General features: G+C 35.2%; 16 protein-coding genes. 7 read left to right on the top strand and 9 right to left on the bottom strand.

Annotated features, from left to right (window positions below; all coding sequences use genetic code 11):
* Positions 1–539: 539 nt before the first annotated feature.
* The 5 genes from LRP84_RS05560 (at position 540) to LRP84_RS05540 (ending at position 6106) form a co-directional block, all read left to right on the top strand.
* Complete coding sequence (locus LRP84_RS05560; RefSeq protein ID WP_020060606.1) at positions 540–716, top strand: DUF3934 family protein; 177 nt, start codon at positions 540–542, stop codon at positions 714–716.
* 464 nt (positions 717–1180) lie between these two features.
* Positions 1181–2818, top strand: coding sequence for a peptide ABC transporter substrate-binding protein (locus LRP84_RS05555; RefSeq protein WP_230574157.1), 1638 nt, complete (start codon positions 1181–1183; stop codon positions 2816–2818).
* Between the two features lie 196 nt (positions 2819–3014).
* Positions 3015–3440 (top strand): MarR family winged helix-turn-helix transcriptional regulator, encoded by a 426-nt coding sequence (locus LRP84_RS05550; protein WP_230574156.1) that lies wholly within the window; start codon positions 3015–3017, stop codon positions 3438–3440.
* Positions 3441–3443: 3 nt separating this feature from the next.
* A complete protein-coding gene (locus tag LRP84_RS05545) occupies positions 3444–4490 on the top strand; it encodes a beta-carotene 15,15'-monooxygenase (RefSeq protein ID WP_230574155.1) in 1047 nt (348 codons plus the stop codon).
* Between the two features lie 896 nt (positions 4491–5386).
* Positions 5387–6106 carry an SDR family NAD(P)-dependent oxidoreductase gene (locus LRP84_RS05540; protein ID WP_230574154.1) on the top strand — a complete coding sequence of 240 codons (720 nt, stop codon included), beginning with the start codon at positions 5387–5389 and terminating at the stop codon, positions 6104–6106.
* A gap of 568 nt (positions 6107–6674) precedes the next feature.
* Here the strand turns inward: LRP84_RS05540 and LRP84_RS05535 are convergent.
* A complete protein-coding gene (locus LRP84_RS05535) occupies positions 6675–7373 on the bottom strand; it encodes a hypothetical protein (RefSeq protein WP_230574153.1) in 699 nt (232 codons plus the stop codon).
* Positions 7374–7496: 123 nt separating this feature from the next.
* Positions 7497–9470, bottom strand: coding sequence for a PrsW family glutamic-type intramembrane protease (locus LRP84_RS05530; protein WP_230574152.1), 1974 nt, complete (start codon positions 9468–9470; stop codon positions 7497–7499).
* A 499-nt stretch (positions 9471–9969) separates the two neighbouring features.
* Between LRP84_RS05530 and LRP84_RS05525 the strand changes: the two genes are divergently transcribed.
* A complete protein-coding gene (locus LRP84_RS05525) occupies positions 9970–10404 on the top strand; it encodes a hypothetical protein (RefSeq protein WP_230574151.1) in 435 nt (144 codons plus the stop codon).
* Positions 10405–10965: 561 nt separating this feature from the next.
* On the opposite strand, the gene LRP84_RS05520 is transcribed toward LRP84_RS05525, so the two are convergent.
* The 5 genes from LRP84_RS05520 to LRP84_RS05500 form a co-directional block, all read right to left on the bottom strand.
* Entirely contained in the window at positions 10966–11898 is a 933-nt protein-coding gene (locus tag LRP84_RS05520) for a response regulator (RefSeq protein WP_230574150.1), read from the bottom strand.
* 4 nt (positions 11899–11902) lie between these two features.
* Complete coding sequence (locus tag LRP84_RS05515) at positions 11903–13213, bottom strand: ATP-binding protein (RefSeq protein WP_302850570.1); 1311 nt, start codon at positions 13211–13213, stop codon at positions 11903–11905.
* A 95-nt stretch (positions 13214–13308) separates the two neighbouring features.
* Positions 13309–15042 carry an oxaloacetate-decarboxylating malate dehydrogenase gene (gene malS, locus LRP84_RS05510; RefSeq protein WP_230574171.1) on the bottom strand — a complete coding sequence of 578 codons (1734 nt, stop codon included), beginning with the start codon at positions 15040–15042 and terminating at the stop codon, positions 13309–13311.
* A 52-nt stretch (positions 15043–15094) separates the two neighbouring features.
* On the bottom strand, positions 15095–16534 hold the full coding sequence (gene aspA, locus LRP84_RS05505) for an aspartate ammonia-lyase (protein WP_230574148.1): 1440 nt from the start codon (positions 16532–16534) through the stop codon (positions 15095–15097).
* 176 nt (positions 16535–16710) lie between these two features.
* Positions 16711–17982 (bottom strand): cation:dicarboxylate symporter family transporter, encoded by a 1272-nt coding sequence (locus LRP84_RS05500; protein ID WP_230574147.1) that lies wholly within the window; start codon positions 17980–17982, stop codon positions 16711–16713.
* Positions 17983–18360: 378 nt separating this feature from the next.
* Here LRP84_RS05500 and pyrH point away from each other — a divergent pair, with 378 nt between their 5' ends.
* Positions 18361–19104: a UMP kinase gene (gene pyrH, locus LRP84_RS05495; protein WP_230574146.1), complete on the top strand. Its 744-nt coding sequence runs from the start codon at positions 18361–18363 to the stop codon at positions 19102–19104.
* A gap of 111 nt (positions 19105–19215) precedes the next feature.
* On the opposite strand, the gene LRP84_RS05490 is transcribed toward pyrH, so the two are convergent.
* Together LRP84_RS05490 and LRP84_RS05485 are read right to left on the bottom strand one after the other, a co-directional pair.
* The gene (locus LRP84_RS05490; RefSeq protein ID WP_230574170.1) at positions 19216–19884 is read right to left on the bottom strand and encodes a nucleoside/nucleotide kinase family protein; all 669 of its coding nucleotides are present in this window, start codon (positions 19882–19884) and stop codon (positions 19216–19218) included.
* A 189-nt stretch (positions 19885–20073) separates the two neighbouring features.
* A complete protein-coding gene (locus tag LRP84_RS05485) occupies positions 20074–21285 on the bottom strand; it encodes a phospholipase D-like domain-containing protein (protein WP_230574145.1) in 1212 nt (403 codons plus the stop codon).
* Positions 21286–21494: the final 209 nt, after the last annotated feature.

Raw genomic sequence — 21494 nt, 5'->3', positions numbered from 1 at the left:
ACTATAAATATAATCATAAAAATTTTCATATCTCGGACTTTTTTTCTTTTTATACAACGTAAAACTAAAAGATAACAATTCATAATATTATTTTTTTAAAAAACAATACTTAAATGTTTATCACACACAAATACATATAACAATCCTTATATAGTTAACTTTATAAATATTCTTTTATTCTTGTAAAAGCAAATTGTGAAAAATATTTCCAAAAGTCTATTTTCTGAAAAATATTGTATAATATAAATGAATTCAAGATTAAACACCTTTTACATAACACATTACTATCAGCAAAAATTAAAAGAGTCCTAACCGCGAAGGACTCTTTTTTCTACTTTAAAAGATTTCTATTTGCGGGATAAACCTGAGGACTTTGCGCATTACTGTCCATGTTATGATATACTATTATATCCTGCTGTTCATTTTTATGAGCAACTGTCGGAAAGGAAAAAGTCATAAACCAAAATTTTATTTCAAAGATTTATTGACTACTGTGGAAACAGATTTGCTATACAATAATAACGGAGTGATTATATTATATGAGTAAAGCTAAAGGTAAAGGTGGAACAGGTAGAGGAACAGGCAGTAAGGGCTGGAACAGATGGAAAGCCAGTGCCAACAAAAAAAAGAGTGCCAAACCTTATACAAGCAAAGGTGTTAAAAAAGCGGGTGGCGCAAAGACAAACAGTAATACAGGTGACAAATCCGAAAGATAGGGACTGTTATTTACGCTTGGTATCTTTCGTGTAAGTGTAAGATAGATGTTGTGTGGGTTTATTTTGCGAAAAAAAGCAAAGGTTTAAACCAACAAAACAAGTGGTTACTCATTGTAAAAAGACAACTTTTAAAATTCATTAATACGATAATCTATATTATGAAAAAAGCTATTCTTTTAGTAAGTACTTATACAAAAGAATAGCTTTTTTATGATGTGGATACAATTTTCTATTTACTCGATGACGATATGACAGAACCACTTATAGAAATTTTCAAGTTATATTTAAAGCACAATATCGTAATTCTTTATTTTAATCGTTTCTATATTTCGTGTTCATTTCTTTTGCTCTGCTCGAACTATATCATATAATTCCTGTGAGTTTTTATTAATTTTAAGTTTATTTTATTGAATTTTCAGAAATATAAGTTTATACTTGTGGACAAATAAAAAGGAGGACGAAAAATGCAACCAAAACGAAAACTATCCATTGTTCTTATTCTTATACTTTCTACGCTCTTATCAGCATGTAATCAAAACAAATCAGAAACAGCCACTACTAAAACGTCAGAAAAAAGAAAACCAATTTTAAATATTGTAGAATCAGGCGAAATTTCAACTTTAGATTCTTCTATCGCATCTGATGGCTTATCCTTTGGCGCTCTCAATAACGTTATGGAAGGCTTATATATGCCTGGTCTTGAGGGAAAACCGGTACCTGGAGCTGCAGAATCTCATACAGTAAGTCAAGATGGATTAACCTATACATTTAAACTACGTGATACGAAATGGTCAAACGGCGATCCTGTAACAGCTCATGATTTTGTGTATGCATGGAAGCGTGCTATAAACCCTGAAACAGCTTCAGAATATGCACAAATTCTATTCGATATTAAAAATGCAAAAAAAATTAATAAAAAAGAACTTCCTTTAGATGAATTAGGTGTAAAAGCACTCGATAACAAAACATTAGAAGTTCAGCTTGAGCACCCCGTTCCATACTTCCTTGGATTAATGGGATTTGCTACGTTTTATCCTTTAAATCAAAAATTCGTAGAATCACAAGGAAAAAATTTCGGATTAGAAGCTAAAAATGCAATCTATAACGGACCATTCGTACTAAGTGAATGGAAACATGAACAAAGTTATAAAATGACGAAAAATCCAAATTACTGGGATAATAAAAACGTAAAATTAGAAGAAATTAATGCTCATATCGTCAAAGATACTTCAACAGCTGTCAATCTATTTGAAGCAAAACAAGTAGATCGGGTAACTATTAATGCTGAATTCGTAGATAAATATAAAGATAGTGATAGCTTAAAAAAATTAGCACGACCAACGACAACTTTCTTACGTTTCAATCAAGAAAATCAAGTTCTTGCAAATAAAAATGCACGAAAAGCCATTAGCTTAGCTTTTGATAAAAAAGGGGTTGCCAATACAATTTTAAACAATGGTTCTATCCCAGCCAATGCACTCATTCCACAGGGATTTGTAAAAGGACCTGATAACAAAGATTTTCGCAGTACAAGTAATGTAAAACTAGAGACAAATGTTGCAGAAGCAAAAAAATTATGGGAACTTGCTAAAAAGGAATTAGGTACCCAAACTATAACATTAGAAATTTTAAGTACTGATGATTCGAATGATAAAAAGATTACCGAATTTTTAAAAGGAGAGCTAGAAAAGAATTTACCGGGACTAAACATTACATTAACGCAACTTCCTGTTAAAGTATATTTAGATCGCGAATCTAAAGGCGATTACGAGATTTCTCTTTCTGGATGGGGAGCTGATTATCCAGATCCAATGACATTCTTAGACATGTTTATAACAGGGAGCTCATTTAACCGAATGAACTATTCCAACCCAAAATACGATGAGCTTATCCATAATGCCGGTTCTTCCCTGCTAACAGATTTACCAGCTCGCTGGAAGGCATTCCAAGATGCCGAAAAAATTCTCATAGAAGATGATACAGCTATTGCTCCTATTTATCAGGCTGGACTTGTGTATCTGGAACGACCATTTGTGAAAGATGTTTGTATTCGACCTTTTGCTGGAGTTTACAGTTATAAATGGGCGTATATTAAACAGTAAGGGGAATTATCATTGTAACTAAATAATAAACTTCTTTAAAAGTGAAAGCCGACACTAAAATTTTATTAGTGTCGGCTTTTTTAATTATCATACGATTGATGTTGAAATATTCAGAGTTTTAATATTTATTCTATGTACTTTTAACTTAGTTTACTTTATAGTTAAGTTAACTTAATTATTAAGTGAGGTGTTAAGTGTGGAAATTGATCTTATTCAACAAATTAACAGTTTACAAAATCATTTAAACGTTCAATTAGCAAGTAGATTCGAGCATAAAATTGATAATCAACTTACAGCTAAGCAAGTTTTATTATTAGAGCTAATCCGGACAGGTGTCACGTCAACTAAGGATTTAGCTACCCAATTGAATATTTCAACGAGTGCAGTTAGTCAACTTCTAAATAAATTAGAAACAAAAGAATACATTACCCGTAATATTAATAAAGAAAATCGTCGTGAAATCATATTAAAATTGACGACGAAGGGCGAGCGGTATTTCGAAGAATTGCAAATGCTTGAAGATGAAATCAATCGCACTATTTATGGACAGCTACCCTTAGAAGACTTGAAACATTTGGTCCGTATACTTGAAAAATTAAATACGATTGTAAAAGGGGAATAATTTATGTATGTGATTAAAAGAGGAAAGTATATTTGGTTATTATTGTTTTTCGCTATTTTATGTAGTAATTATATTCTCTATCACACTCACATAGGGAATAATCTTCTCCCACCGGAAACGAATGGGGTAGTATTAGGGTCATTATTAGACCTAGTTATTATGCTGCCTTTATTCTTTATGTTGTATAGCAAGAAGTTTTCTGTAAAAACAGCGATTATTTTATCAGCGGCAGGATGTATACTAGCTAGATTTCTAATTCCTAATCATCTTTTAGAACCCTTTGTAGCTATTACTTGGGCTGGAATTGTAGTAGAAGCTGCGTTAATCATCTTTGAAATTATATTAATTGTTACATTTGTTCGTTACATGCCAAAAATCGTGAGAAAAGTGAAAATGAGCGCATTACCGGTAGTTTTTTCTTTCCCACATGCAATTGATGAATATGTAAAGAAAAATCCAATTATTCATGTGATTTGTTCAGAGGCGATGATGTTTTATTATGCTTTCTTCAGCTGGAAAAAGACACCGCTTACAGGTATAACATTGTATAAAAGCTCAAGTTACATAGCATTTCAAATTATGATGATTCATGCAATTGTTATTGAAACATTAGGTTTCCATTGGTGGCTTCATGATAAATCGATGATTATCTCGATCATCTTATTAGTTCTTAATATTTATACTGTGATTTTTTTCTTAGCGGATATTCAAGCTATTCGATTAAATCCAATTTATATAAACAACGGATCTATGTTTCTCTCTCTTGGATTATTAAAGCGTACAGAAATTCAATTTGAAAATATTGAGTGTATTATCGAAGATCCTGCAATTCTAGAAAGTAAGTTATCGAAAGATACGATTGATTTTATTGCGCGAGACCTTGTAAAAGTTTATCCAGACATGATTTTAAAGATGAAAAAACCTGTAAGAGCAACACTATTCATGGGAATTCAAAAAGAATATTCACAAATAGCTATTCGCTCTGACAATCCAACACAACTTAAAAAAATTATTTTAAATAAAATGGAGAATAAAAACCTAGATTTTTAAAATAGTTTATTAATCTATCTATTTGAGCTGTTAGTCCTTCTTGAGTAGAACCAAAACCAAAAATTCATATTTTCTTTTAGGGGGCTAACTTTAAAGAGCCTTGCTACATAAAATGAAACTTCCATCAGCGGGGGTTCTCTTCATCCCCCACTGATGGTTAGTTGAACCAATCGGACTTTTACGGGCAGTTATCCCCCACCTATCTTCTTCGCTTTTCTTTGAGCCTTGAAGTGGGGGTCTTACTGCCCGTTAATGCGGGATAAAAAATTGTAGGAAGGCTCTGACTTTTTCAGCTGAAAATTAAACGACTTTATTAGTGTAGCTTTGAAATAAAGTTTAATTAAAAGCATCTTATAAACACGTATTTTATAGCAAATTAAAAGGATTCATTTTGGATATAGTTTAGTCAAAATGAATCCTTTCTTTTTTAAATAATCTTTCAGTTTTATAAAAAAGTTTGATCAAACCTCATTTATGTTCCATTTAAAAAATGTATTAGACTGAACTTTATTGATACAATCATATTCTTCTTCCTTTCTTCACCTTAACTCATAAAAGAAAGATTTAGATTCACCCTTATATGTCATGAATGGTGAATGGGTTGTATTAAAATAAAGTATTAGACCAAATAGAGGATATGCGATTTTTATACGGAAAGTATGGACAATTCAGATAAATCATTCTTAATAAAAAAGGTATGTATACATTTTTGTATAAAGCTCTCAAAAGAGAAAAAGGCTTAATCCTTGTAAAAAATGGGATTAGCCTCTTTGTTTACTACGTGTAATGATATGTTATGTAAATCTCACATGAATATGATACACAACATTGTATTTTACAGACAGTTTAACTTATGTGAAACAGAATTAAATATAATTCTAATAAAGGAGGAAATCATGAGAAATTTTATTATATTTGGAGCAAGCAAAGGATTAGGAGATGCTTTTGTGAAAGGATTACCTGATAGAGGCGATAAGGTGTGGATCGTCTCCAGAAGTCGCCCAGAGAGTTTGAAAATTAATGATGGAATCCATAGAATTTGGATAGATGCTGACTTATCATTACCTACTTCATGCGATAACATTGCTCGTTTTTTAAATGACGATATCATAGATGTATTAATATATAATGTCGGAATATGGGAGAGAAATGGATTTAGAGATGATTATAATTTTGAGAAAGATGATTCCCAGGAAATTACAGAAATTATCAATGTTAATGTAATCTCCACAATTACTTGTATACAAAGGTTGTTGCCTAATCTAAAAAAATCAGAAAATAGGAAAATTTTGCTGATAGGTTCAACAGCTGGTCTAGAAAATACTGATTTTACGCAAGTTTCATTTGTGGCTTCAAAATTTGGATTGCGCGGTATCGGCAATTCTTTACGGGAGCATCTAAAGAAGTATGGCATAGGTGTAACATGTATCAATCCAGGTGAAATAGCTACACAAATTCCTTATGAAGACGGTATAGAAAAAGTTATATCGACTTATAATGGCACACAAATTCCACTCCAAGATATTGTTTTATTGGTTAGATGTGTAATTAATCTTTCTAAGGCTTCTTGTGTAAAAGAAATTAATATTCCAGCGATGTTTGAAACAAAAGTCTAATTAATCTGTTGAATTCCTTAAAGATCAGATACTTAACTACCGATAACACTAATTATGTGAATGGAAAATCCCTTCAGTTCTTCTGAAGGGATTTTTAAAGGTTTTGCGATACTTTGATTTTATGTTAACAAAAGGTGCTTTCATGTACAGAAAACACCTTTTCAGTCTACAACTATTTTTTAACAGTCTAATACTTTTTTCTATAGTCTAAAACATTTTTTTAATAGGACAATTTAGAATTCTTTGATTGAAGAGATAAAGCATCGCAACTTTATTCAAAACTTCGCGTCTTTTTTAAAAACATCGTGATTCTATTTCAAAGTTACATGCGTCATTCCACTTTTTTCTCTGGCGAAAATTAGGCCGTTTCAGTATTTTTAAGTTTGATCTTTTCTTGTGTTGGGCGGAAAGCCGCCGTTCACCATATTGACCTATTAACCCCAACATAACAAGCTGGCTAGCCTCCCCGCGCGCCAAATCCATGCCATGAATCTAAAGCTTCAGAATTGAAATACAATATTTCACATATATATCCATCTACTTAAATTGACTTTTTTGTTATTTTCCTTTAAATCTGTGTAAGAATATAAACGAGCGGTTCTGAACGGTCTTTCGTACCAAAAAAATATAAATTGTTAGCGAGGAAAAGTTCGTAATAACGATGTTTCGAAGGCTCTGGTTTTCCTCTTAAGCCTATTCTGATCTGCGGAGGAGCATCCGGTACGATATCAAATTTTAAATCTTCCATTAGTTGCATCAAAAAATACATCGCTACAGTAGAATTGTAGGTAGTGGGTGTTTCATCGTCCAGTAACCAGTTCGGTTGTCCCCCTATTTTATTTTCACTACGATCAGTTTCAGAAGTAAGTGTAAGATTCCATCGTCTAAATTGAACTTTCTCTTTGTAATCGTTTCTCAAACTTCCTTCATTTGTTTCAAAAATAATGATTTTAAAGTTCCGTTGATAAGATTCCAGAAAGCCTTTTGGGACATCGACGCCTAGTAAAGTGTCGTGAAGCATTTCCGGGATAAGATACTCTTCATGAGCACAAGAAGTACACGCAAACACAGCCATTGAGAAATCATGCCAAATATGATTTTCTGGAAATGCTACTTGAAAAAAGAACGTTTGCTCAGCACCGCATAATCGACAAACAGGAATCTCTATTGAAGAAGGTATGCAAGGATGACCTCCAATAAACGATAGATCGCTTTCGTTTTGTTGCTGATTGGACTGATCCATCTTTAATAAATAACTAGACTCCATTTCCTTTCATCTCCCGTTTCAGTATTTTAAAAACAGTTTATCTTACCTTATCGTCCACTAAAATTAATAATTTTGATTGTAAAAAAAGCTGTCCCTTCTTCAAAACGTTCAAATTCGTTTAATTTATGGGTTTGGAAAAATCCTCGAGATCGTTTCCCCATTGATTCTTACTTGATATAGAACTTCATACGGTCTTTCTGAACCGGCAGCATATTTTGGTACGACACGAACAAAAACAGTTTTACCGGCTTTAACTTCTTCTGCAATCATTCCTTCAAATTGGCTGAATCTCCCTCTGTTAACGGACAGGTTTTGTGGAAAAATATTTCCTGAGTTCTTTGATCCAAGACCACCTAGTCTGGAACCAATTCCGTGACCGGCATCGTCTTTATTATTTTTTCCAAGTTTTCTTACAAATTCTCTGGAAGCTTTATTTGTATCTGTCCCCGTTTTAATATGACGCCGTTCGATTTTCGCGAAAACAGATCGTAGTTCACCGTTACTTCCATGTATTGTTCGATAAGTTAGCCCTCCTGTAGTCGTAATTTCATGCCTTGTAAATCCTTTTGCAGTTTTTAATACTTTTGCTGCAGCAATCTTACCGAATGGAAAACGACTTAACCCCAGAGTAAAGATAGTTGCAGCTGCATATTCAGGTGTAAGTAATTTTCTGGGATTCCGTATCATATCTGCTGTTTGATGACCACTGGCTGCAAAGCCAACCCCGGCTGAAACAGCTCCAATAGCAGTCCAAACCCCAAGAAAAGGGACCGATACGGCAAATGCCCCAGCAATAATTATTCCCTTCTCCCATCCAGATAGTCCGTTCCACCAGTTTTGCAGACTGTCAAATAAACAGGCAAAACAAGCTTCCTGGCTGCCATATGAACTTTCCCAATTGACTAGAACAAGTGCAAACAATAAGACTATTGCTGCAATTAGAGTTACCGCTTGATAATACTTCTGAACGCTTGTCATTAATACAGGTAAACGATTCTTTGCTTCTGTATTTCCATGTATCATTGTAAAACCAAGGTCTCTTCGTTCACGATAAAAATACAGTAAATTGCCAAATCGCCGTCTATCCTTTATTAGAGATTTGATCAGGTTCCACAATTCGGTTACAGGATTAATGTTTTTTTCATCTTCAAGTTTCGGAATATGCTCCCGTACTCGATTCAATTCCCAATAATCAATGAGTAAAGCAACAACTAGCATCAGTAAGAATACTGGTTTTGAAGCATAACCGCTTCCAAACAAATCATGAATTCCCGCCAGCCATTTCGGAGCATTATAATCCGCATTCCAAATGGCATGATCTAAAATGGACCATATCAATAGGAAAACGGGAAAAATGTAGGTATAATTCTTAAAGCGATTTTTATATCTCACAGCTAACCCGATTCCCAATGCAACCATTGCGGTGAGCAACGAATGCCCAGCGGACATTTTATCAGGCAAAAAACTTTCCTCAAAATACCCCGGAAACAATGTGAACAAGTCCCAATGAAGCACTTTGCCTGCAAGAAAGGAAACTCCATAATGATCTCCAGATATTAAACGGCGGGTTGTTTCCTCTAAAAATTGAAAACCGGCTCCCGATGCCGCTCCAATAAGGGCATAATCGGATAAACTTAAGGATGAGGCACGTCGTGACAAAAAAAGATAGACACCAAGTGGGATCAATTTCAACATTTCTTCCGCAATGGGTGTTAAAACAGCTTGGCTCCATACATTAGAAGCCTCGCCGCCGAAAACCACGGTAATCGAAGCAACTAAAACTGAATTCAGCGGCACGATCAGCCATGCTCCTGCCAGAAAGAAATAGGTATACTGTTTCCAAGACAACGTTTTACTGCGACAGAGTAACCAAAATTGTAAAATCACGTAAAACGACCAAAAAAACTGAACGAATATTTTTCGTGAGTCTTCCATGAAGATTAAACTGAGAACAAAAGCAATCAAAGAAATCCAAGAGAAAATGGTATAATATCGTAAAACCGATGGATGTTTACGGATCCATTCTTTCCAAAAATGAAAGGTGGACTCCAGATTCGTCCTTACTTTTAATCTAATACTTTCGATTCTACTTGTCATACTTTTCACTCCTATCACGAGTTTAGCAAGCATTACTATATGATTGATGCTGGTATCGTCTGCTTACATACTATACCCTATAACATTAATCGTTTGAATAGCTCAAATTTTACAAATATTATACTCTTTAATGTGTCTTTAAAATAAAGTTTGATCTGTAGCATTTGAATAATGTTTGATCAAATTGATACTAAAAACCTTGATAAACGAACAAAAAGAAAGAGCATGTTTTGAAAAAAAGATTGATCAATACACGCTCTTAATATACTCAATTGAATCATTCTATTATAAAAAAGTTTGATCATTTCTGTGATCTTTCCTCCATTAAAGCGCCCGTTTGTGGCATAAAATGACAAGGTCACGGAAATGAGCCACTTTATTTAAAGTAACGTTCTTTCTGCATTAAAGTGAATAAAATCAATTTAAGGAAATAAATTAAAAATAATAAAGGAGTAAACAAAAAAGAGAAAGAAGAAACCGGGAATTTCCAAGGAAGGTTGTGGTGAACATCAAGGTTAGAAATTTTTATTATCTGATTGCAGGCGTCCTTGCGATGCTGTTTGCCGTCACGCACGCATGGAACGGGCAATACGCTGTGCTACCGACGCTCAACATTGAGGCGATATCCGTGGGTACCCGGACAGTATTCACGTATGTCTGGCACATCATCACGGCGGAAAATCTGGTCTTCGGCATCGCTTTCATTTTCATGTCATTCCAAACCGAGCGATCAAAGATCCGGTTTGCCGCATGGTTGATTGCGGCGATCCTGATCGTCCGACTGATGGTTATTCTTGGTGTAACGGCATTGCTTGACGTATCGGGGCTTACGAATACGCTTATAGATTCGATTGCCATCGTAATCTATGTCGCCCTCATCATACTGGGCACAAGAATGAAGAAAAAGCAGTACGATGGTCAGCAACCACAGTAACAGAGATGTCCGAGTTGTCTTCTAACTCTGTAAGAGGGTAAACCCCATGCCCATCAAGCTAATAACAAAAAACGAGTTACATACTACCGTTTTTCTCAAAATCCGAATCAACTGGGACCTGAACAGAATGTCGTACAGACCTAAATGAGCGTTATCAAGATAGAGGACATTAACACCAGGAATTAAAGATTCTAATGTCCTCTAAGGCTTAACCAAAAAGGATTTTATTATTTCCGCTAAAGTTTAAATGTAAAAGTTACAGGTATCTTGGGGTTACCCGTTATTCCAGAATATGGACCTTTAGTGGAGTAACTTTATTGCTACTCAACAGTTCCTTAATCCGCCTTTCAGTTCCGATCTTCTTTTCACTTTTCACTATAAATACCCCCCTTTAGATAAACAGATTCAAAGGGGCAAAACATCGCATCTTTTTTATAAACACCGTGACTTTATTTAAAAGCGACAATTAGCTCTATATAATCATTATGTATACACAAAGATGTTTGCTACAAACAAGCAAACATCTTTTCTTTCAGCATTCTTTCTCAGAACAGTATTCACTTAGTCTACTTCGGTCAACCGCTTCGTTTCAAAATATAACACTTGAATAAATTTCTTCGTATTAATTCTCGTATGTCCAGATGAGGCTAGTTCATCTTTTGTCAATTCCGACATACGTTTTCGTACAATTGTAAAATCGAAAAATTTCGGGGCATAGCTTTCAAACTTCGGATTTGAAAAATCTGTTAAACCGAGAGAAGCCAAATGATTTAACGATTGATAAATCGCTCGGCGTACTCGTTGTTCAGAAGCTTTTCTTTCTTTATCAACCTCCGCTTCCGAAGCCGTTTCTCCTAATTTTTTAACAGTAATATGTTGAAAAATATCTTTTAATGCTGGGAATCCATACTCGAAGGTTTCTTTCTTTTCTTGCCCGAATAAATACTCTAGCATACTCAGTAAATCTTTACTTCCGTTCTCTCCGGCAATTCCGAGTTCCGATAATAAATATTGACCCGAATCAATAATTTTTTTCTCTTCTAACTGTGGTTCACTTCGTAACCCAGGCTTCTCCCACTGAAATACATTATTTAGTGACTTTTGAATATCTTGAATGGATCGTTCTAAACGAATACGCTCTATCACTTTTTGTACAACTGACAAAACCTCAAGTTTATTAAGAGGTTTTGTAATATAATATTCAACACCAAGAGAATAGGCTTCACCAATTAATTGCTTCGATTCTACTTGAGAGATCATAATCACTTTTCCTGCAAATGACGGGGCAATGCTTCGAACAGTTTCAATCCCATCTCGAAGGGGCATTAATAAGTCAATAAATAATATATCTACTTTTTTAAAATTCAACTGATCTCCTTCTATGAGAGCACCATCTTCTGCTTCTCCTACTATTTCTCCAAGGTCTTCATCTTCAATGATTTGTGATAGCATAGAACGAAATACTTCGTCATCATCTACGATGTAATAAAACATCTCCTCACCCTTCCTTAGTCAAACTAGACTCCGGCAGTCTCACAATAAACTTGCAGCCTCTTTCATTGTCTCCGTCTTGTAGTATAACCTCTCCCCCGAGTTCCGTCACCATTTCTTTTATATAAGACAGTCCAATTCCTGTTGATGGCGTTCCTGTTTGATCATACTTCGAGGTAAAACCAGGCTTAAACACTAGCTCCTTATATTTCATTGGGATTCCCGGACCATCATCCATCACTTCAAATATGACGAACGCATCTCTCTTCTTTACATGAATCATAATGGTACCATTACTATCAATTGCTTCTACAGCATTGGCAACTAAATTATTTAAAATCGACAAAACAGTGTATACATGATACTGCGTATGCTGCCCTTCTAAACGTTTAGAAAATGATATTTCTTTCTCTAATAACTGCGCATACTTCTCGTTAATTCTTATAATCATTTCTATTAGTTCATTTCCATTTATATATTCTGAAAGATTTTTATCTAAAAGAAGTTTGGATAACCCTGCAAAAATTCTTTGATTATCTTTTTTTATTTCGTGTACTTCCCCTGCAATTTTCAGCGCCTTTTTACTATACGCTTCTATATCATTTTCAGTGTATCCTACTTTTTTCTGTTGTAAGTTCCGATATAGTTGATATGCTTCTTGTGTGATCATTTCTGCATTTTGCAGCGTTTTCTTTAAATGAACAGATTCCACATACAAATTAGAAAGATGCATAAACATCTTTTCATTTTCTTTCCGAACCTGAGCTTCTTTTAATTTTGTTTCATATAAATTCATCATATTTAAAAAACCGAGAGCAAAAAAGCTCCGAAAAATAGCAATGATAATAATTTTATTGAATTCTGAAACTGTAATCATCGTGCCAAGCACAAAAACGTGATAGAAAGCAAGTTCTGACATACTCGAGATAATTTCAATCGTTATCCCAAAACATCCAATGATAAATGGTTTTTGGTGAAATCTGTTTACTTTACATAGTGAAAAAAGACTTCCATAAACGAAATAGTAAAAAAAGACTGGGTAACGCATAGAAAAGGAGGTTGAAAAATGAAAAGAACCTTGCAACATCCAGTCAAGACCCATGCGAAATGTTACAACAGCCGCACCAACAAGTAAACCTGCTAAAGCAGCTGGAATTTTCCTTAAAAATAATAATAAAAAGAAAAAAATTGGTGTTCCAAAGCTAACACGAAATGTATCATTAAATGGATGAAAATTCAGTTCTCCAGCTATCGGAACAATCAAAATTGCAATGATTAAAATTGAAAAATCTTTCTTCCATAATTGGTGCCAGCTCAAATATGCCACTTCCTATTATTTATTATTCTTATCTTGACTCGTAATATTGAAATATAATAAGGAAAGCCCGCTTATTATATAAACGGGCTTTATTTCTATATTGTCACCTTTTCAACTGCTTTTATTTGACGATAAACAGGTTGCCACATTGCAGCTTGAACAGCCTTCCTGATATCGTTATCATTTAATTCCTCACGAGCAACGCCTTCAGAAACTGCCGCTTTTGCCACTGCAATCGCAACTATCTCTGAAATGTTACGTAGTTCTTCTACTTCTGGAAGAATCGGTGCACCAAGCTGACTTGTATCTACCATACTTGCTACCGCTTCTGCCGCTGCCGCAAACATACCATCTGTCATCACACGAGCACGAACAACAATTGTACCAAGGCCAAGACCTGGGAAGATAAGCGCATTGTTAGATTGTCCAATTACATGGGTAACACCATTATATGTAACTGGCTCGAATGGACTTCCAGTCGCGACAAGCGCTCGTCCTTCTGTCCAAGAAATTAAATCAGCTGGCTTCGCTTCCGCAAGAGGCGTCGGATTAGACATTGGTAAAATAATTGGTCGTTCCACATGAGCTGCCATCTCTTTTACAATCTCTTCTGTAAATGCCCCAGCAACTGTTGATGTCCCGATTAAAATAGTCGGTTGTACATGTTTCACAACTTCAGCAAGACCAATCGCTTCAGTTTTCTTCCATTCTTTTATTTCTGATTCTTCACGCGCATACGGACGTTGGAAATCAAGAAGATCGCCCATGTTATCTGTAAGTAAACCATTACGGTCAATACACCAAAAACGACGGTTTGCTTCTTCCTCTGATAAGCCTAAACATACCATCGCATCACGTACTTGATCTGCAATTCCAATTCCAGCAGTACCCGCACCGAAGACAACAACGCGATGTTCACAAAGTGGAACACCAGAAGCTTTCACAGCTGATAACACAGCTGCAAGTGAAACAGCACCCGTTCCTTGTATATCATCATTAAATGTACATACGTTATCACGATATTTATCTAAAATTTTGCGTGCATTACGTGAGCTAAAATCTTCCCAGTGTAGTAATGCATTCGGAAACTTGTTACATACAGCCTTTACGAATAAATCAATAAATGAATCATACGCTTCTCCAGCTACACGTGGATGACGATTTCCAATATAAAACGGATTATTTAATAAATCTTCACGGTTCGTACCAACATCTAAAATAACAGGTAATACGCGGCTTGGATCGATACCAACTGCTGCTGTATAAACGGCTAACTTTCCAATGGCAATATTAATACCACCTACGCCCCAGTCTCCAATTCCTAAAATACCTTCACCATCTGTCACAACGACTAAATCGATGTCTTCTGCAGTTGCACCAATGTTAGAAAACGCTTCTTCAATGCCGCTTGGATCATCAATTGATAAATATACACCACGTGGTTTACGATACTCATGACTATATCTTTGGATCGCCACACCAACAGTTGGCGTGTATACAATTGGAAGCATTTCTCGCAAATGATCTGTAAGCAAACGATAAAATAATACTTCATTACGATCGTGCAACGCTGTTAAATATACGTTCTTTAACAAGTCATCGGGCTGTGAGCAAAACTGCTCATACGCACGACGTGCTTGTTCGTCTAACGTTAACACAGCTGGTGGTAACAATCCTTTTAATCCTAGTTCTTCTCTTTCCTCTGCTGTGAAAGCGACACCCTTATTTAAAAGTGGTGTTGCTAATACTTCTACTCCTCGTAGTGTTGTTTCTAACGTTCCATCCGAGGAAACCATAAATTTACTCATACAATCCCTACCTCTATTTATATATATCATTTCTATATTGTAAACAAAAAAAGGGGGAAAGTCCCCCCCTCTTTTAATTTTTCTTTAAAAGAGCTGCTCCCGCAATTCCTGGGTGCGTCATTTCATATGGATCTAAAATTAAGTCTAATTCTTCTTCTGATAATACACCGTTTTTCAAGCAAAGTTCTCGAACAGATTGACCAGTTGCAATTGCTTCTTTTGCTAAACGAGCTGCTGCTTCATATCCAATATGTGGATTTACAGCTGTAATAATACCAACGCTTTTCTCAACATACTCTTTTAAGCGTCCTTCATTTGCTTCAATTCCTTTTAGACAGTTATCTGTAAAAGCACGGAATCCATTATTCATAATGCTGATGGATTGAAGTAAGTTAAAGACAAGTACTGGTTCCATTACGTTTAGCTCTAATTGGCCCGCTTCTGAAGCAAGACAAATCGTATGATCGTTCCCAATTACTTGGAACGCAATTTGGTTAATAACTTCTGGCATTACAGGATTTACTTTTCCTGGCATAATAGAAGAACCAGGTTGACGAGCTGGAAGCATAATTTCGCCTAATCCAACGCGTGGACCTGATGCCATTAAGCGCAAGTCATTTGCAATTTTGGACATATTCATCATACATACTTTCAGTGCAGCTGATACTTCTGTATAAGCATCTGTATTTTGCGTTGCGTCAACTAAATCCTCAGCTCCAACAAGAGGAAGCTCACTAATAGCAGCTAAGTGTTTTACTACAGCCTCAATATACTGTGGATCTGCATTTAATCCTGTACCAACAGCTGTCGCTCCCATGTTTACTTCATATAAGTGTTGACGAGATTGCTCAATACGCTTCATGTCACGTCCAAGTACACGAGCATACGCTTTAAACTCTTGTCCAAGACGAATTGGTACAGCATCTTGCAAATGTGTGCGTCCCATTTTAATTACATGATCAAATTGTTCTGCTTTCAATTCAAAGATATCATGCATATAGCCCATTGTTTGCAATAATTCTTCTAACATATTTAACGTTGCAATATGAATTGCCGTTGGAAATGCATCATTTGTTGATTGTGCCATATTTACATGACTATTTGGGCTAATATAATGATAGTCTCCCTTTTCCATTTCTAATAATTCAAGGGCACGATTGGCAATGACTTCATTTGCGTTCATATTCATAGAAGTCCCTGCTCCTCCTTGAATCGGGTCAACGATGAAATGCTCATGCCATTTTCCTTCTAAAATCTCTTGTGCTGCTTGTGCAATTGCTGAACCTTTCTTTAACTCTAATCGTCCAACTTCTGTATTCGCAAGCGCAGCCGCTTTTTTCACGATTGCTAATGCTTTAATTAATCCTTCATGGATTTTATAACCTGTAATCGGAAAGTTTTCAACAGCACGCATCGTTTGAACACCATAATACGCATGCATCGGTACTTCTTTCTCACCTAAAAAGTCTTTTTCAATTCGTACATCTTTTGTAGCTTCAGTTATTGTTGCCATGTTTGTTCACTCCTCAATCTATTTTGTCCCTCATTAACAAACAATCATTCCCATACCTCAAAAATTGTGCAAGAAATAAAAAATTGGGCAGGAGATATACTACTCGTAAAGATCCGATTCGTTCAACGAATAATCAGCGAGAGATAAAAATCCCTCACTGATTAAAATTTCGTTTTTTACGCTGCTTCTGTTGTTTTTACAGCTTCTAGATAATTCTTCGCTTTCTCTTGATCGAATTCACCTTCCCATTTCGACATGACAATCGCTGCTAATGCGTTTCCTAACACATTGACAGCCGTGCGAATCATATCTAAAATGCGGTCAATACCAGCAATTAAAGCAATTCCTTCTACCGGAAGTCCCATAGAACCTAACGTTGCCAATACAACAACAAAGGAAGCACCAGGAACACCAGCCATTCCTTTAGATGTTAACATTAGAACAAATAACAATGTAATTTGCTCCGTCAATGACATGTGTACATTATACATTTGTGCTACAAATAGTGCTGCCAGCGCTTGATAAATAGCTGATCCAGTTAAGTTAAATGTATAACCAGTTGGTATAACGAAAGAAGCAACAGCCTTCGGACAGCCGAACTCTTCCATTTTGCGCATAAGATTTGGTAAAACTGCTTCTGAACTTGCTGTTGTAAAGGAAAGAATCAATTCTTCTTTTAAAACTTTCATTAAGGTGAAGATATTTACTCCCACCATTTTTGCATTTAGACCTAATACAACAATAACAAATAAGATAACTGTTACATAAACGGCAAGCACTAATTTTCCTAGTGGAAGCAGCGTACCTACTCCAAATTTTGCAACCGTTACAGCAATAAGTGCAAATACGCCAACCGGAGCAAATTTCATAACTTGGTTTGTCACCCAAAACATCGCTTCTAATACACCTTCAAAGAAACTAAAGACCGGTTTGCCTTTTTCTCCAATTGCAGCAACCCCTAAGCCGAATAAAACTGAGAAGAAAATAATCGGTAATAAATCACCTTTTGCAATCGACTCAAACACGTTTGTTGGTACAATATGAACAATTGTATCTGCAAAGCCTTTTTTCTCCGTTGCCTCAGCCGATGCTTGGTATGATGAAATATCAGTTTGCTGCAAATGACTCATATCAACCCCCGTGCCCGGATGGAACACGTTTGCTGCGATTAAGCCCATTAAAATTGCAATCGTTGTAATAATTTCAAAATAGAGTATTGTCTTTCCGCCTAATTTGCCAAGCTTTTTCATATCTCCTACACCAGCTACTGCTACAACAAGTGCAGAAATAACAATTGGAACGACAATCATCTTAATTAAATGAATAAAGATATCTCCAAGCGGTTGAATATAGGAAATAGCTGTTTTATTACCAGAAAAGATTGCTCCTACTACAACCCCTAAAACAAGTGCTACAAAAATTTGTGTAGCTAATCCGAATTTTTTCATGTATTTTCATCCCCTTCATGCGAACGCTTTCAATTTGTATGTATAAAAGCTTTATTCACATGATATAGATGAACCTACAAAATCAGACAAAAATCTACAAGTTTGTCACAAAACTTTCAAAAATTTTTCTTAAAATGTTCATTAATGCGCATCTTCAGTATACAATCAAAAAATAGTATTGATAAAACATCTAATTATTTTGTATAATCTAAAAAATATGTTTATTTTAAAAATGAAACAAAAAGGAGTGGATGTTATGAAAAAACATACAATGACTTTCATTATATACCTTTCTTTTCTGTTTCATTTTCTCGTAAAGGAGCAAAGGCATTCGCCTTCGCTCCTTTTTTATTGTCATTTTTAAAGGGGGAAACATCGATGAAGCCGTATAAGCGAGTATTAATCAAACTAAGTGGAGGCGCTCTCGCCGATCAAGATGGAAACAGTTTTGGTTCCAAGCACTTAGAACATATCGCTACTGAAATTTTATCTATTGTTGATTTAGGTATTGAAGTTTCTATTGTTGTGGGTGGAGGGAACATTTTTAAAGGGAATTTAGCTGAAACATGGGGTATTGATCGCGTAGAAGCAGATAATATAGGTACATTAGGCACAATTATTAATAGCCTAATGTTACGTGGTGTCTTAAAAAGTAAAACAAATAAAGAAGTTCGCGTCATGACATCTTTTCCCGTTACAGCTGTTGCCGAACCCTACATTCATTTACGAGCTATTCATCATTTAGATAAAGGATACATTGTTATTTTGGGTGGTGGAAATGGCCAACCTTTTGTTACAACTGATTATCCAAGTGTACAACGAGCAATCGAAATGAATAGCGACGCCATTTTAGTCGCAAAACAAGGCGTAGATGGTGTCTTCACAAGTGACCCTAAACAGAATAAGTCAGCAAAAATGTATCGTCATTTAAATTATAATGATGTCGTTCCAAACAATATAAAAGTTATGGACCAATCAGCTTTACTACTTGCTCGTGACTATCATTTACCAGTCCATATCTTTAACTTTGATGAATCAGGAGTAATGAAAAAAATATGCTTAGGGGAACATATCGGCACCTTAATCAGTCATGAGCTAACACAACTTGAAGATGAAAAATAGCCTTTTCAAACCGTTATGAAATAAGGTGCGAATTATACCGCACCTTTTACTTTCTACAAGAGGGAGCGAGAACATAGAAATATTCAACTCCCATAGTTCATAACTTTACAATCACAAACCGTTAAATACAACTACCGGTTCTTCTATATTATTATTAATCAAAACCACATCTGTACAATCCTTTGGCGCATGCTCTTCTATGTACATGTGACAAGCCGCATGATATCGCTGTAAAAACATTTCGCCTGCCTTCTCTTCACTTCCAAAAGCTTGCGCCTCTCGCTTACACCCACGTTCTCTAGCAATATTAAAATCTGTATCTACAAATATTTTATAATCAAACAACTGTTTCAGCTCTTGCTTAAATAAAAAGGTTCCATCTACTATAAATATCATATCTTTTGAAGCCAATATTGGATTTGAATGAATATACATATCTGTCTCTAAATCATGTGATTTTATCTCATAGCGCATCGCACCATTAGGCCCTAATGGAATTAATAACCGTTCAGAAATTGCTTTATAATCATGAGCATCCTCATAATATCCTTTCGCTGATTCCTTCCCTTGTGAATATCTAATTGCCCTCGGATGATGGAAATGATCTATACTCGTTCGAATTACTTTTCTTCCTTGATTTTGAATTTCTTTCGCCAATTCATTTGCAAATGTTGTTTTCCCTGAAGCTGTAACACCGCTCACACCTACTCTTACAGGATGATTGAATTCAAGCATGCATATATGCTCTGCAATCTCATGAATAGCAGTTTGACGTTTCACCATAATTCCTCCCCCATGGAATCTCACCACATATTTTCCCATATTAACGGAAAATAATTCCTCCCTGCCATTTCAGTTTATCACCCAAAATATATGTTGTAAAAATATGTTTTCGTTTCTCGAGTGATTATTACAAACAAGAAAAAATGCCGCATTACGCCGCACTTTTTCTTATTTATATTACTAATCCTATAAATAGTAATCAAACAACCCTGCTATCTTTTCTTTACACCGATCCCAAAAAGATAACTTATCAAAGAATGATATCGTCATTTCTTTTGAATCTTGAAAATCCTGTGCCAATACCTTATTTACTTGTTGAAGAATAGGACCACCCTTTATATAGAAATTCATCTCGTCATTAATACGAAAACTACGTGAAGTAAAATTTGTTGTTCCTGTAACGATTGTTTCATGATCAAATACCATAGCTTTTCCATGAAACATTCCTTTTTTATATCCGTATACGGAAATACCATTCTCGATAGCTTGACGAATATAAGGATATGCAGCCTCTTTTATAAGAGGAATATCTGGCTTAAAAGACCAAAGTATTTTAACGGAAACACCACGCTGCCTCGCTTGAATTAAAGCGTTCATAAGTTTTTCATCTTTTGGTATAAAATACGGTGTGGCAATAACGATAGATTGTTTTGCCTGCTTTATTAATTCAATGTACTTTTTAATCACATCATGACCATTATAACAAGACAATGTATGTAACGTTTTACCTGGGACAATCTGCTTAAAAGTGCTTGTTATTCCTTCAGAAGTATCTCGTTTCCAGTCTGATACAAACTGTTTTTCTAAATCTTGCACTCCTTCTCCTTGTATTCGTATATGATAATCTCGCCAATATCCAAAACGCTTGTCTTTTCCTAAGTACTCATCACCTATATTGAAACCACCGCTATATCCTATTTTCCCATCAATCGTTGTAATACGACGGTGATTCCGATGGTGTAATGAATAAAAAAAGAATGGAAATTCAGGTTTTCTACTATATGTAAAATGAACACCGCTCGCTTGTAATTCATTTTTCATTTTTCTTTCGAAAGACAAATCATTAATCCAATCGACTGATAAGTATACTTGTACACCTTCTTCTGCTTTTTCTTTTAACAACTTCAAAAAAGAATGACTGCTTTTATCATCTGAAATAATGAAGAAATAAGTGAAGATGGAATGTTTCGCTTCTTTTATATCAGAAAATAACTGCTCATATAAGGATTTCCCCTCAGCAAATAATTGGAAATCACTATAGTGCAGCTCATATTCTTTAGATTGATTTTTTTTCGCTTCTATTTTTCTTCCCAGTGTTACATCAAAATGCATCCAAATTATGAGAAAAGCTAATATGGCAATAATAATAGAAATAATCCGAAATACCTTTTTCATCATTTTGTTTTCCTTCCGCACAAAATAATTTTCTCTACATAGTATTTCAAAAGCAGCTGCTTTTAATGCTCGTTTTAATGCTTAACGTCATTACGAATAGTATTTTTCTTTTAAAAGGAGACTGTATGGAACTCTATAAAAGCATATCAATATTACAAAAGCTGCTTTAGTCAGCCAAGATACAAAAGGGATGCAGTATCAAACTGCATCCC

The organism is Bacillus rhizoplanae, assembly GCF_917563915.1.
GTDB classification, from domain to species: domain Bacteria; phylum Bacillota; class Bacilli; order Bacillales; family Bacillaceae_G; genus Bacillus_A; species Bacillus_A rhizoplanae.
Note: the sequence above shows the minus strand (reverse complement) of the source record. Positions and strands in the feature narration are given on the sequence as shown.